Here is a 14,116-nt window from a genome sequence, read left to right as displayed (position 1 = left end):
GGTTACGGCCAATGCAGGTCGTATGCTAGCGAGTCTTTTGAACGAAAAACGAGACGCCATAATTACTCAATGGCGTAGCCGAATTGTTGATACTTATCCATCCGATTCGGCCAATTTCTTGACCAATCGCAAAAACCAGTTCGCCAACCCGGTCGGTCATGCCATTCGGGAGCAAACCGAGGTTCTTTTCGATGAACTGGTTGGAGGAGAGAGCCGCTCGGTGCTGGCGCAGGCGCTCGATAAAATTATCCGGATTCGCGCTGTGCAGGAGTTCACACCGGCCCAGGCTACCGCTTTTGTTTATTTGCTCAAGGATGTTATTTACGAGCAGGTGCGGGGCTCCCTCAATGATGCCCGAGTAGCGACTGAACTGCGCAAGCTGGAAGGCCGGATCGACCGGCTGGCGTTGTTGGCGTTCGATTTGTACACTCTTTGTCGCGATCAGATGGCGCAGATTAAAGTCAATGAGGCTAAGCGCAGGACTTATAAGATGGTGGATCATCTGAATCGACGCGGGATCGATATCGATTCCCTGGATAATGAAGACGAAGACGACAACGAAGAAGAGAAGCATTGAGAGAACATATTCGATGAAGGAATGCGTTAACCTATGAGTATTTTCGTGGCGATCCTGGCAGTGATTGTACTGCTCTTGATCCCGCTGATAGGTGTCGGGGTGCTCAACCTCGAATACCTTTTCGGGGTGATCATACCGTACTCTGCCATCGTGATTTTCCTGGTAGGGATCGTGGCTCGGGTATTTCGCTGGGCGAAATCGCCGGTGCCGTTTCGGATTCCGACCACCTGCGGCCAGCAGAAAACGCACGACTGGATTAAGTCATCCAAAATCGAGGCTCCTCATACGTTCTGGGGAGTGCTGGTGCGGATGGCGATGGAAGTGCTGTTTTTCCGCTCCCTCTTCCGCAATACCAAGCAGGAACTGAAAGAGGGCGGTAAGCTGGTCTATGGCTCCAACAAATGGCTCTGGTTGGGCAGCCTGGCTTTTCATTACAGTTTCCTCATCATTTTTATTCGGCATTTTAAGTTCTTTGCCGAACCCGTTCCGCACTTCGTTTATGTAGTCCAGACGCTGGACGGATTTTTCCAGATTGGTCTCCCGATTCTATACATGACCGATATCATTATCGTCCTGGCCCTGACGTATCTTTTCTTCCGTCGCGTGCTGGAACCGCGCATGCGTTATATCTCGCTGCTCGGTGATTACTTTCCGCTCTTGCTGATCGGTTCCATAGTAACCAGTGGCATTCTGCTCAGGTATTTTTACAAGACTGATCTGGTAGCTATCAAGGAACTGGGTATGGGGCTGATCAGCTTACACCCGGTGACACCCGAGGGAATCGGGATCTTGTTCTTCATCCATCTCTTCTTCGTGAGCTGTCTCTTCATCTACTTCCCGTTCAGCAAGCTGGTCCACATGGCCGGGGTATTCATGAGTCCGACCCGCAACATGGCCAACAACAACCGGATGAAGCGCTACATCAATCCGTGGCCAAGCCATGAGGTTAAGGTGCATACCTACGAAGAATACGAAGACGAATACCGGGATCTCATGAGAGCTGCCGGCCTCCCGTTGGATAAGGAGGAGTAACCATGGCAGAGAAAATGAAAAAACCGGAAGAATTGATCCAGATAGATTACGGTCTGCCGCAAAAGAAATGGACCGATCCCAGTGTAGAGTTCAAGAGAGGATTCTATAACTACGCCGGGGTGAGCGAGAAGCTCGAGTATCTGGGTTTGCCCACCATGGGCAAATGGCAGCCGCACGACGAAGAATGGCCGCTGCCGGACGGCTGGGAGAAGATTATCCTGGATGGTTTCAAGCAACGCCTGGAAAAATTCAGATCGTTCAAGTTGTTCATGGATATCTGCGTGCGTTGCGGCGCCTGCGCCGACAAATGCCATTATTACATCGGCTCGGGCGATCCCAAGAACATGCCGGTCCTGCGTGCCGAACTGATGCGTTCGGTTTATCGCAACGACTTCACTACGGCCGGCAAAATTCTGCGTGGACTCAACGGCGGCCGCAAGTTGACCGTCAAGGTGCTCAAGGAATGGTTCTACTACTTCTATCAATGCACCGAATGCCGCCGCTGCTCGGTATTTTGTCCGTACGGTATCGACACCGCTGAAATCACCATGATGGCTCGCGAGTTGATGAACCTGATCGGTGTGACGATCGAATGGATCACCACTCCCGCCGCCAACTGCTATCAAACCGGCAACCACCTCGGGATTCAGCCACATGGTTTTGTCGACAGTATCGAATTCGCGGTCGATGAACTCGAGGAGCTGACCGGGATCAGGGTTGAGGCGCCGATCAACAAGAAGGGAGCGGAGGTTCTGTTTATCGCTCCGTCGGCCGACTATTTTGCCTCGCCCCATTATTACACTTTGCTCGGTTATCTGATGCTGTTTCACGAGATCGGCCTGGATTATACCTGGAGTTGTTATGCCTCCGAAGGCGGCAATTTCGGTTTGTTCCATTCAGTCGACATGATGAAGCGGCTTAACGCCAAGATGTACATGGAGGCTAAGCGCCTCGGTGTGAAATGGATTCTGGGCGGTGAATGCGGTCACATGTGGCGGGTGGTACACCAATACATGGACACCCTCAACGGTCCGGCTGATTTTCTCGAAGTTCCGAAATCGCCGATCACCGGTACCGTTTTCAAGAATGCCAAATCGACCAAGATGGTCCATATCATGGAATTCACCTCGGATTTGATTCGCAACGGCAAATTGAAACTGGATCCCAGCCGCAACGACCATCGCCATGTAACTTTCCACGACTCCTGCAACCCGGCCCGAGCGATGGGATTGATCGAGGAACCGCGTTACGTGATTCGCAACGTCTGTAACAAGTTCACCGAAATGCCGGAGAACACGATCAGGGAACAGACCTTCTGCTGTGGTTCCGGAGCCGGACTGGGCACGGATGAAAACCTGGAAATGCGTCTGCGGGGCGGCCTCCCTCGTGCCAACGCCGTTCGCTACGTACACGATAAAAACGGCGTTAATACCCTTCTGTGTATCTGTGCCATCGACAAGGCGACCCTTCCGCCGCTGATGGAATACTGGGTGCCGGAGGTCGAAGTAGCCGGTATTCATGAGATGCTCGGAAATGCGCTGGTCATGAAAGGTGAAAAGCGCGAAACCGATCTGAGAGGCGAACCGCTGCCGGGTCTCGAAAAGAAGGAGGAAACCGAAGATGCATGATGCCGGGAAAGTTATTGTCGGGGTGATCATCTTCCTGGTTTTGATCAGTTTCCCGATCTGGTATAACGTCGCCAGCAAGACCGCCGACTACCGGCCGGTGCTGGAAAAACCGCTGGGTGAAGCCTGTGTGGCCGCGACCGATTATATGACCGGCTACCACATGGACCTGCTCAACACCTGGCGCGATGATGTCGTCCGCAAACAGGAGCGTTTCTTCACCGGACCGGACGGCACTACCATGGAAAAGAGCCTGTCGAACACCTGTCTGAGCTGCCATGTCAACAAGGACAAGTTCTGCGATCAGTGCCATAACTACGCCGGTGTCGATCCCTATTGCTGGGATTGTCATATCGTGCCGAAGGAGGTGGCTAAGTAATGGGTATCAATCGAAGAGGATTTCTGAAGGTATCTTCGCTTACCGCCCTGGGACTGGCCGGTGGTTCGGTCAGCCGCGCCTTCGGAAACGTTGACAGCACTAACACGCCGGTCGACAGTACGACGCAGCCGCCGGTTCATCAGGGACCGCTTACGGCGAAGCGCTGGGCCATGGTAATCGACTTACGCAAATGCAATGAACAGGAAGGTTGCTCCGACTGCTCCAAGGCCTGCCACCTGATCCACAACGTCCCGGAATTCGACAACCCCAAGGACGAAGTCAAGTGGATCTGGAAGGAGTCTTTCGAACATGTTTTCGAGGACCAGGATCATCCGCTGCAGATGGAAGGTCTCAACCACATGCCGACGCTGGTGCTCTGCAACCACTGTGATAATCCGCCTTGTGTTCGGGTCTGCCCGACCAACGCCACTTTCCGTCGTGAAAGCGACGGCGTCGTGATGATGGACTGGCACCGCTGTATCGGCTGCCGTTATTGTGTCGCCGCCTGTCCGTACGGTTCGCGCTCGTTCAACTGGCGCGATCCCCGGCCGCATATCAAAGAGATGAAGACGGACTATCCCACGCGCACCCGAGGGGTCGTGGAGAAATGTACGTTCTGCGAGGAAAGACTCGCGCGCGGCAAAATGCCCGCCTGCGTCGAGGCTTGTAAACACGGCGCTCTTATTTTTGGCGATCTCGAAGATCCCGAATCGGAGGTTCGGAAAATCCTCCAGGAGCGTTATACGATTCGTCGTCGGCCCTCGCTTGGTACTAACCCTGAAGTCTACTATGTAGTGTGAGGTACCAATGTTAGAAAAAGCACTTATAGGAGACAAGAAATACTGGACCTGGGTAATCGGGCTGCTCGTACTTATAGGTATCGGTGTGCTCTTTTATATCCGCCAGTTTAACGAGGGTCTGGGTATCACCGGTCTCGGCCGCGACGTTACCTGGGGCTTCTATATCGCTCAGTTCACTTTCATGGTCGGGGTGGCTGCTTCGGCCGTGATGGTGGTGTTGCCTTACTACCTGCATAACTACAAACTGTTCGGCAAAATCGTCATTCTGGGAGAATTCGTAGCGATACCGTCGGTGCTGGTCTGTATGCTGTTCATCTTCGTCGATATGGGTCAGCCGACCCGTGTCTTGAACGTGATGCTGCATCCGACGCCGCATTCGATGATGTTCTGGGATATGGTTTCGCTCATGGGTTACCTGTTGTTGAACCTGATTATCGGCTGGACCACCCTCGGGGCGGAACGTAAATCCATCCCGCCGCCGAAATGGGTCAAGCCGCTGATCATTCTCTCGATCCCGTGGGCTGTCAGTATTCACACCGTGACCGCTTTCCTGTACTCCGGTCTGGCAGCTCGTCCGTTCTGGATGACCGCCGTGCTGGCTCCGCGCTTTCTGGCATCGGCGTTCTCGGCCGGTCCGGCGCTGCTGATCCTCTTCGTGATGATCCTGCGCAAACTGACCCGTTTCGATCCCGGCAAGGAAGCGATCCAGAACCTGGGTAAAATCGTTACCTACGCCATGTGCGTGAACGTCTTCCTGGTAGCGATGGAGTTTTTCACCGCTTACTACTCGGATATTCCCGAACATCTGGCGCATTTCCATTTCATGTTCGGTGGGATAGCGGAGAACAACTGGATCGGTCCCTGGATGTATTTCTCGTCGATCCTGGCGATCTTCTCGCTCCTGCTGTTGCTGGTGCCGAAATTCCGTCACAGCGAGCCGATCCTGGCCATTGCCTGTATCGCGGTTTTCGTTTCGCTCTGGATCGATAAGGGGCTGGCTTTGATCGTAACCGGTTTCGTGCCGTCGGTCCTGGGTCATGTCCCGTCGTATGTACCGACGGTTCCGGAGTTGATGATCTCCGTGGCTGTCTATGCGCTGGGCTTGCTGATCGTAACCCTTTTGTACAAAGTGGTGCTGTCGGTTCGCGGCGATGTAGTCCAAAACCGGATTAAGGGAGAAGACGTACCGGTCGCGACGAAAGTATGATATTAACCGATTGACTCCGGAAACGGAGTGATCATGAACTATATGCGTGGGGTTGCCGATGGGCAACCCCGTATCTTTCTGTGTGAAAAGGTAAAATGAACGACAAATCAGACATAGTGGTTGTGGGTGGTGTTGCCTGTGGACCCAAGGCTGCGGCAGCGCTTATGCGTCGGCGTCTCGACGTCACCGTCACCCTTTTTCAAAAGGAAAAGCTCTTTTCCTACGGTTCCTGCGGTATGCCGTATTTTGCCTCCGGCGATGTCGGCAGTTTCAACGAGTTAATGAAAACGGCATACGGCGTTGTTCGCGATGAGAAATGGTTCGCCGCCACTCGTGGTTTCACGGCCGTGCCGTCCGCCGAAGTAATCGCAATCGACCGCAAAGCTAAGACCGTGAGGGTGAAACTTCTCGAAGAAAACCGCGAGATTGTTCACGGCTATGAATATCTGGTGCTGGCCACCGGGGCAACGCCGAATAAAGCCCCGTTCGAAATCCCGGAAGACGACTGTGTGCGCAATTTCACGCGCCCCGATGATGCCATCCATTTCCGCAAACTGGCTGAAACCGGTCAAATCGGAAGCGTCGCTATTATCGGCGGCGGTTTTATCGGTTGCGAGTTAGCCGAGGCGGCCGCCGGGCTCTGGGGGATCGAAACGACCCTGATCGAGCGTGAGGGGCAGGTGTTGCCGTATGCTCTCGATCCGGAAATGGCGTTGTTGGCCGAAGCCGAGATGAAGCGCCAGGGGGTAGCGGTTCACACCGGCGCCGGAGTGGAAAGAATCGTCAAAGACGGAGAACACCTGACCCTGCACGTTACCGGTTTGGAACCGGTCACGGTTGATTACGTTTTCCTGTGTGTCGGTGTGCATCCTGCCACCGATTTGGCCGTTGACTGTGGACTCGAAATCGGTCCCAGTCGCGGTATTGCCGTAAATGAGTATATGCAGACCAGTGATCCATGTATTTACGCCGGCGGCGATTGTGTCGAGTCGGTCCATATTCTCACCGGACAGCCGTTGTTTTTGCCGATGGGTTCGCTGGCCAATCGCCACGGACGAGTTATCGCCGACCATATCACCGACGGCAACAGCCGTTTTCCGGGTGTATTAGGGGCCTTTCTGGTGAAAGTGTTCGACGTCAACGTCGGCGCCGTGGGTCTCAGCGAAGAAGCCGCTAAGCGGGCCGGTCTGAATGCTGCCGCGGTATGGGGAACGTTCGGTGACAAACCTGAATTTTATCCCGAGAGTTCATTCTTCACGGCAAAAATGGTTTATTGTCCCGACAATATGCAACTGCTCGGTATTCAGGTGGCCGGTCCGGGGAATATCTGTCGTCGTGTCGATGTTTTTTCATCATACCTGGGGCGCAAGGCGACCGTGGCCGATTTGCTGGAGTTCGAGCATGGCTATGCACCGCCTTACTCCGAGGCACTCGATCCCCTGCATCAGTTAGCCTCAATGGCTGAAGCGCAGCAACGCGGCTTTGGATTTACACTCCCGTCGGAGGCGACGATAGCCGAGGGCAAGCCGGTTCTTCTTGATGTCCGAACGAACACCGAAGTCGAAACCGACCCCCTGCCGCTCAATCCCGATCTGTTTGCAGGTATTCATAAAATCCCGCTCGAGGATTTGGCCGAACGCATCGGAGAGCTTGACCCGGAGCGGGAAATTGCGGTTATTTGCCAGCGCGGACCGCGATCCTATCAGGCGGCGGTCATTCTGAAAAAGGCGGGCTTTAACCGACTACGAATTGTCGGCGGCGGTGCTTCGATGCTGAAGCGCCAGCTGGCCGGATAAGATTGAGGAATTCGTGAGACGATGACGGAATGGCGCTTAGTTCTCTGCGGCATCAATCATAAGACCTCGACGGTCGAACAACGTGAACCTCTGCAAATCGGCCCCGAAGATGCGGCCGAAGCGCTGGAGAAATTCGGTTTGATCGACGGCGTCGTTGAGGCCGTAATTATTTCCACCTGTAACCGCGTCGAATTCTGTTTTGTCGGTCCCCGTAAAAGAGATCCCTTCGATCTCCTCTGTCAATTCTACCAGGAATACCGGGGAATCGATATCGCACGTCTGGAAGAATGCTTTTACCAGCGTAAAGGGAAACATGTTGCCCGTCACCTCTTTCGGGTGTGCGCCGGGATCGATTCGATGGTCCTCGGTGAGAATCAGATATTCGGACAGGTAAAAGAGGCCTATAGCTCGTCGTGTCGGGTGAAAATGACCGGAAAAATACTCCATCGTGTTTTTCACCAGGCGTTCCGGGTGGGAAAACAGGTTCGCACCGATACCGAAATGGGCCGGGGGGCTTGCTCGGTTAGCTCGGCGGCAATAGAGCTGCTGCGTTCCGGGCTCGATTTATCGACTCGTCCTACCGTGTTGTTCATCGGTGTCAACCGCATGATCAGCCTGGCCGCTTCAAGCTGGCGTAAACTGCATCACAAAAAGCTCGTTTTCGCCAATCGCACGCCCGAGAAAGCGATAGACCTTGCCGCGAAATTCAAGGGCTCCGGTCATGGATTGGATGAACTTCCCGCTCTGCTGCGCGAAGCGGATATCGTCTTTACCAGCACCGGCAGCGAGCAGCCGATTGTAACGCGTAAGATGCTCAACGACTTATTCACGGATATGCCCGACAAGCAGTTGACCGTTATGGATATTGCTATTCCGCGCGATGTCGAAGTGTCCGGGGAGTTCCATCCCGGTTTGAAGCTGCTTGACATGGAAGATGTTCAGGCGTTCGTTGACCAGCGTCAGAGCGAGCGGGCGGCGGCGATTCCCAATGCCGAGGCGATTATCGCCGAGCGGCTCCAGGAGTTCGCCTATTGGTACGATCATATTAAGCACGAATTTACATACGACAGCCTGTCCGAGAAATTCGAGGCGATTAAGGATCAGGAACTGGCTCCCATTTTCAACTTGTTGCCGTCGCAGTATCATCGCGCCGTTCGTGAAGCGGCCGAGCGTATGGCGCATAAAATGGCCCAGGTTAAATATCGAGTCTCGGAGCAGGGTGAAAACGGAAAGAAAGGAAGGTCATGAACGAATACCTCCCGGTGGGGCTCTCGCTCAAGAGGCGCAAGTGTCTTGTCGTCGGCGGCGGCAAAGTGGCCCTGCGGAAGATCAACACGCTCCTCGAATTCGAGAGCACTATCACCGTCATTGCGCCGGAGGTGGTCGAGAAAATCGAATACTACCATTCGCGCAAGAAGGTAACGCTGGAAAAGCGTCCGTATCAGGCCGGCGACGTAAAAGGATTCGGCCTGGTGATTTCATCGGCTGACGACCAGGCGGTCAACAAGCAGGTGTACGAGGAAGCGATCGCTGCCGGGGTGCCGGTCAACGTGGTCGACCAGCCGGAGTTGTGCGATGTCATCATGCCGGCCGTAACCCGGCGCGGGCCGTTAACCGTGGCGATCTCGACCGACGGCAAAGCACCCTACCTTTCCGGTTATCTGCGTTTGATTATGGACGACATATTCCCGGACCGTTGGACCCGTATCGCTAAATATGCCGTTCAGTTTCGCGAAATGATACACGCCGATGGACCTGACGATCAGGAAGCCCGGCTGAAATGTTTCGGCATGTTTCTCAACGCCGACTGGAAAGACCTTTTGAAAGAGAATCCTAAGGATGAACAGGTTCAGGAGATTCTTCGCGACTGGCTCAAGGCCGGTGACTGATCCTGAACGAATATAATCATGCCGCGCCGGATTAAAATCGGTACCCGGGCCAGCCGTCTCGCCCTGGTTCAGTCAAGTATCGTCAGTGAGCTTCTGACTGAGGCGTTGGGAGATGTTACGATCGAGCTGGTTAAGGTGATCTCGAAAGGAGACCGGGATCGCACCACCGCGCTCTCGCAGATGCCGGAGCCGGGAGTGTTTACGCGTCAACTTGAGGCTGACTTGTTCGAGGGGCGTTTTGATCTCGTTGTCCATAGCGCCAAGGATCTCCCTTCGGTTATGCCTGAAGGACTTGTGACGGCTGCTGTTCCGCCGCGAGCACCCGTGGAAGATGCCCTGGTCGCCAATTCAGGAACGACCTTCGCATATCTTCCTGAGGGCGCCGTGATCGGTACCGGTTCACCGCGCCGCGCCGCGCAATTGTTGCATGTTCGCCCCGATTTACGGATCAAGGAGATTCGCGGCAATGTCGAAACCCGGCTCGCCAAACTCGATGACGGCCAATACGATGCCTTAATCATGGCCCGAGCCGGACTGACTCGACTCGGTTTGACCGAGCGCATTGCCGACTTGTTCGATTTATCGACCTTTCTTCCGGCCGGCGGCCAGGGATTTCTGCTGGTTCAGGCGCGAGCCGACAACGGCATCATCCTTCGCGATGCCGCCCTCATCGACGACCCCGAAGCCCGTGTTTGTCTCGCTGTCGAACGCAATCTACTATCCGAATTGAATGCCGGTTGTGCCGCTGCCGTCGGATGCCATGCCCGTTTCGAGAACGACCGGCTTTTGCTCGATGCCGTCGTACTTGACAAATCAGGCAAAACCAGACTTCATGCCTTTGCCGAGGCGGAATCCGGACAAACCGAGCAGAACCTCGCCCGGCAAGTGGCTGCGGACCTGATCGAACAGGGGGCCAGAGAGTTGATGGAACGATGACCGCCGAACAGAACGATGTCGGAAAAGTGTATCTCGTGGGCGCCGGTCCGGGTGATCCGGAGCTTATCTCCGTACGCGGTCAGCGCCTGTTGGAGTCGGCCGACACCGTGGTCTACGACAATCTGATCCCGCCGGAGTTAATTATTTCTCTGCCACCCGAAACGGCGTTGATCTATGTCGGCAAGAAGGCCTCCGACCACGCCCTTCCTCAGGATGAAATAAACGCTCTCCTGGTTCAGCTTGCCCGTGAAGGCAAAACGGTCGTACGGCTCAAAGGCGCCGATCCGCTGATCTTCGGGCGCGGTGGGGAAGAGGCCGCTTATCTTAAGCAACACGGAATCGTTTACGAAATTATTCCCGGTATTACTGCCGCCATCGGGGCCGCAGCCTGCACCGGCATCCCCTGTACCGATCGCACGCGTGCCTCGCTGGTAACTTTCGCTACCGGCCATAAGGCTAAAGACAAGGATGTTTCTTCCGTACCGTGGGATGACCTCGCCCGCCTGAAAAACGGCACGCTCGTGATTTACATGGGCGTCGGCGAAGTGGCCGGGATCGTGAGTCAGCTTATTGACGGCGGCATGTCGCCTGATCGCCCCGCCGCGATTATTGAACGCGGAACGCTGCCGACCCAGCGTCGTGTAATCGGAACGCTGGGAACGCTGCCGGATCTGGTTCAACAAGAATCCATTCGACCTCCCGCGTTGTTCATGATCGGTGAGACCGTGGAGCTTCACAGCACCCTGGACTGGTACGGCGGCAAAGCTCTTTCGGGCTTGCGTGTAATGGTGCTGCGCCCGGCCGATCAGGCCGGTTCGGTTTATCATGAGTTGCGTGAACTAGGCGCGGAAGTCCTTCCGTATCCGACTATTGCCACTCGTGAGGTGGTCGATGACAACGCCTGGAGCAAAATAAAACGTCTCTCCGGATCGCATCGCTGGCTGTTGTTCACGAGTGAAAACGGCGTTCGCTATTTCATGCGTCAACTGGCTGAGAAGGTCGGCGATGTCCGCCACCTGGCAGCTTACCGCATCGCCGCGGTCGGTTACGGCACGGCTCGTGCCTTGCGCGAACATGCTCTTACTGCCGATTTCATTCCGACCAAAGCTACCGTCGCGCGACTGGCGTCGGAGTTATGCGAGACCTATTCCCTGGCCGGCGCCGAGGTCGTACGGGTGCAGGGGAATCTTTCTGATAATACCGTTTACGACACCTTGACCGCGGCCGGTGCTTCGGTGTTGCCGCTCGAGGTTTACCATACATATCATCCGGAATGGCCCGATGAATATCGTAACCGCTTGTTTGACTTCCCGCCCGATGTGATTCTGTTCTCCTCCGGCTCGACGGCCGAAGGGCTCGTTCAGAAATTCTCTGTCGGCGAGCTAGCTCGACTGACTGAGAAAGCTGTTCTTGTCTCGATCGGACCGTCAACCTCGGCCATGATCGAATCGTACGGTCTCAAGGTTACGGTCGAGGCGGCCGAACATTCATTACCGGGTGTCATTGAGGCTTTAGTCAGCTACTTTACCAAAGAGAAGCAGGGATAACGAAGATGGAATCACCCTTCCACCGCCCCCGTCGTCTTCGTCGCACCGAGGCTATTCGTCGCCTCGTGCGGGAGACTCGAATCAGTCCGGATAATCTGGTTTATCCGCTCTTTGTCAGCGATCTGGTGACTGCTCCCACGCCGATCTCATCCATGCCGGGCATCAGTAATCTGCCGGTCGACCGCGCTGCCGATGAGGCTCGCATTGCCTATGATCTTGGCATCCCGGCGGTCATTCTGTTCGGGACGCCGACCGACAAAGACGCTACCGGTTCGGCATCGCTCGACGACGACGGTATTGTCCAGCGGGCGGTGCGTGCTATCAAAGTGCGCTGCCCGGAGATTCTGGTTATTACCGATGTCTGCCTTTGTGAATACACCGATCACGGCCATTGCGGTGTTGTCAAGAACAACGAGGTCGACAACGACGCCACCCTCGAAATTCTGGCCGAGCAAGCGCTCAGTCACACCCGGGCCGGCGCCGATATCGTAGCCCCGTCGGATATGATGGACGGCCGCGTGGCGTTTATCCGTGAGGCGCTCGACGACAACGGCTTCAGCGACCGCGCCATTATGGCCTATTCGGCCAAATACTGCTCCGCATTCTACGGACCGTTTCGCGAAGCGGTTGACTCCGCCCCTCGTTTCGGCGACCGCAAAGGCTACCAGATGGACCCGGCCAACTGGCGCGAGGCCTTGCGTGAGATCGACCTCGATGTGGACGAGGGGGCCGATATTGTCATGATCAAACCGGCGCTGTCTTATCTGGATGTGATCCATCGCGCCCGTCAGGAGTTCGAGCAGCCCCTGGCCGCTTACAACGTCTCGGGTGAATACGCGATGGTAAAAGCGGCGGCCGGTATCGGAGCGGTGGATGAGAAGAAACTGGTCATGGAAATCCTGACCTCGATCAAACGGGCCGGGGCGGATATCATTATTACTTATCATGCTCTCGATGCGGCCCGCTGGCTCTCTGAATAGGAAGACGGAATGCCCTACAATACCGATAACTCCCGTAAAGTCTTCACCGCCTCGACCGAATTGATCCCCGGCGGGGTGAACAGTCCCGTGCGTGCTTTTGGTTCGGTCGGCGGCAGTCCGTTCATTGCCGACCACGGTCAGGGCGCCTGGCTGTTCGATATTGACGGCAACCGTTATGTCGACTATGTCATGTCCTGGGGGCCGTTGATTCTCGGTCATGCCCACCCGTCGATTCTCCAGGCAGTCAAGAATGCTGTCGATAAGGGGACATCGTTCGGAGTGCCGACCAAAGCCGAGTTGGAACTGGCCGATCTGGTTTCCGAACGCATGCCCTGGATTCAGAAGCTGCGGCTGGTGTCTTCGGGGACCGAAGCCTGCATGACGGCGGCCCGCATCGCTCGCGGCGCTACCGGCCGGAAAATTATCGTAAAATTCGACGGCGGTTATCACGGTCATTCCGACATGTTTCTGGTCAAGGCCGGGAGTGGATTGGCTACCGGCTCTTTGCCCGCGAGCGGCGGTGTGCCGGAAACCGTTACGCAAACCACTCTTTCGCTGCCGTACAATGATCTTGAAGCGGTGCGTGAGTGCTTTGAAAAATACGGGAGCGAGATCGCCGGGGTGATTGTCGAACCGGTGGCCGCCAACATGGGGGTTATCCCGCCGCAGCCGGAATTTCTCAAATTGCTGCGCGATCTGACCAAAAAACACGGCGCCGTCCTGATCTTCGACGAGGTCATTACCGGTTTCCGCCTGTCTCCCGCCGGAGCGGCCGGTTATTTCCGGATTATTCCGGACCTGGTCTGCCTGGGAAAAATTCTCGGCGGCGGTTTACCTATCGGCGGTGTGGGCGGCCGGTTGTCTCTGATGGACCAGTTGGCTCCGCTCGGATCGGTTTATCAGGCCGGGACTTTGTCCGGCAACCCGCTTTCAACCGCGGCCGGCATTGCCATGCTGCGCAACCTGAACAATCAGACCGTCTATGAGTATCTCAAGCATTTCTCGGAGAAGCTGACCAGGCAGATGGCCGCGCTGTTCGAGCAGGCCGGTTGCAACGTTCGGATCAATCTGGTCGAGGGGCTGTTTACGATCTTTTTCACCGATGAGGATGTTGTCGATTTTGCCTCGGCCGGGCGTTCCGATATGGACAAGTACGCCCGTTTCCATCGAGCCATGCTTGACTCCGGTGTTTTTCTGCCGCCTTCGGGCTATGAGGCCTGGTTCGTCTCGCTCTCGCACGGCGAAGAGCACCTTGAGGCGACACTCCGAGGCGTCGAACATTTCCTCGAGTCCGAGAAATAGCACGGCCTTTCGACTAGCCTTGGTGCCCCACCCCTCGGGTGGGACT

At 55.6% G+C, this 14,116-nt stretch carries 13 protein-coding genes; all 13 read left to right on the top strand.

Features of this window, described 5'->3' with window-relative positions; all coding sequences use genetic code 11:
• Positions 1–22 precede the first annotated feature (22 nt).
• A complete protein-coding gene (locus tag PLF13_10120; GenBank protein ID HOP07634.1) occupies positions 23–577 on the top strand; it encodes an RsbRD N-terminal domain-containing protein in 555 nt (184 codons plus the stop codon).
• Positions 578–610: 33 nt separating this feature from the next.
• Entirely contained in the window at positions 611–1,609 is a 999-nt protein-coding gene (gene dsrM / locus PLF13_10115) for a sulfate reduction electron transfer complex DsrMKJOP subunit DsrM (protein HOP07633.1), read from the top strand.
• 2 nt (positions 1,610–1,611) lie between these two features.
• On the top strand, positions 1,612–3,237 hold the full coding sequence (locus PLF13_10110) for a (Fe-S)-binding protein (protein ID HOP07632.1): 1,626 nt from the start codon (positions 1,612–1,614) through the stop codon (positions 3,235–3,237).
• The gene (gene dsrJ, locus PLF13_10105; protein HOP07631.1) at positions 3,230–3,613 is read left to right on the top strand and encodes a sulfate reduction electron transfer complex DsrMKJOP subunit DsrJ; all 384 of its coding nucleotides are present in this window, start codon (positions 3,230–3,232) and stop codon (positions 3,611–3,613) included. Before PLF13_10110 ends, dsrJ begins: the two co-directional genes overlap by 8 nt.
• A complete protein-coding gene (locus PLF13_10100) occupies positions 3,613–4,413 on the top strand; it encodes a 4Fe-4S dicluster domain-containing protein (GenBank protein HOP07630.1) in 801 nt (266 codons plus the stop codon). Before dsrJ ends, PLF13_10100 begins: the two co-directional genes overlap by 1 nt.
• 7 nt (positions 4,414–4,420) lie before the next feature.
• On the top strand, positions 4,421–5,620 hold the full coding sequence (nrfD, locus tag PLF13_10095) for a polysulfide reductase NrfD (GenBank protein HOP07629.1): 1,200 nt from the start codon (positions 4,421–4,423) through the stop codon (positions 5,618–5,620).
• Between the two features lie 95 nt (positions 5,621–5,715).
• Positions 5,716–7,416 carry an FAD-dependent oxidoreductase gene (locus PLF13_10090; protein HOP07628.1) on the top strand — a complete coding sequence of 567 codons (1,701 nt, stop codon included), beginning with the start codon at positions 5,716–5,718 and terminating at the stop codon, positions 7,414–7,416.
• A 21-nt stretch (positions 7,417–7,437) separates the two neighbouring features.
• Positions 7,438–8,664 carry a glutamyl-tRNA reductase gene (gene hemA, locus PLF13_10085; GenBank protein HOP07627.1) on the top strand — a complete coding sequence of 409 codons (1,227 nt, stop codon included), beginning with the start codon at positions 7,438–7,440 and terminating at the stop codon, positions 8,662–8,664.
• Complete coding sequence (locus tag PLF13_10080; protein ID HOP07626.1) at positions 8,661–9,305, top strand: bifunctional precorrin-2 dehydrogenase/sirohydrochlorin ferrochelatase; 645 nt, start codon at positions 8,661–8,663, stop codon at positions 9,303–9,305. Before hemA ends, PLF13_10080 begins: the two co-directional genes overlap by 4 nt.
• Positions 9,306–9,323: 18 nt before the next feature.
• Complete coding sequence (gene hemC / locus PLF13_10075; protein ID HOP07625.1) at positions 9,324–10,241, top strand: hydroxymethylbilane synthase; 918 nt, start codon at positions 9,324–9,326, stop codon at positions 10,239–10,241.
• Complete coding sequence (gene cobA / locus PLF13_10070) at positions 10,238–11,788, top strand: uroporphyrinogen-III C-methyltransferase (GenBank protein HOP07624.1); 1,551 nt, start codon at positions 10,238–10,240, stop codon at positions 11,786–11,788. Before hemC ends, cobA begins: the two co-directional genes overlap by 4 nt.
• Positions 11,789–11,793: 5 nt before the next feature.
• The gene (hemB, locus tag PLF13_10065) at positions 11,794–12,768 is read left to right on the top strand and encodes a porphobilinogen synthase (GenBank protein ID HOP07623.1); all 975 of its coding nucleotides are present in this window, start codon (positions 11,794–11,796) and stop codon (positions 12,766–12,768) included.
• A 9-nt stretch (positions 12,769–12,777) separates the two neighbouring features.
• Positions 12,778–14,070 (top strand): glutamate-1-semialdehyde 2,1-aminomutase, encoded by a 1,293-nt coding sequence (gene hemL, locus PLF13_10060; GenBank protein HOP07622.1) that lies wholly within the window; start codon positions 12,778–12,780, stop codon positions 14,068–14,070.
• Positions 14,071–14,116 lie beyond the last annotated feature (46 nt).

The organism is Candidatus Zixiibacteriota bacterium (assembly GCA_035380245.1).
In the GTDB taxonomy this organism is placed as follows: domain Bacteria; phylum Zixibacteria; class MSB-5A5; order GN15; family FEB-12; genus DAOSXA01.
Note: the sequence above shows the minus strand (reverse complement) of the source record. Positions and strands in the feature narration are given on the sequence as shown.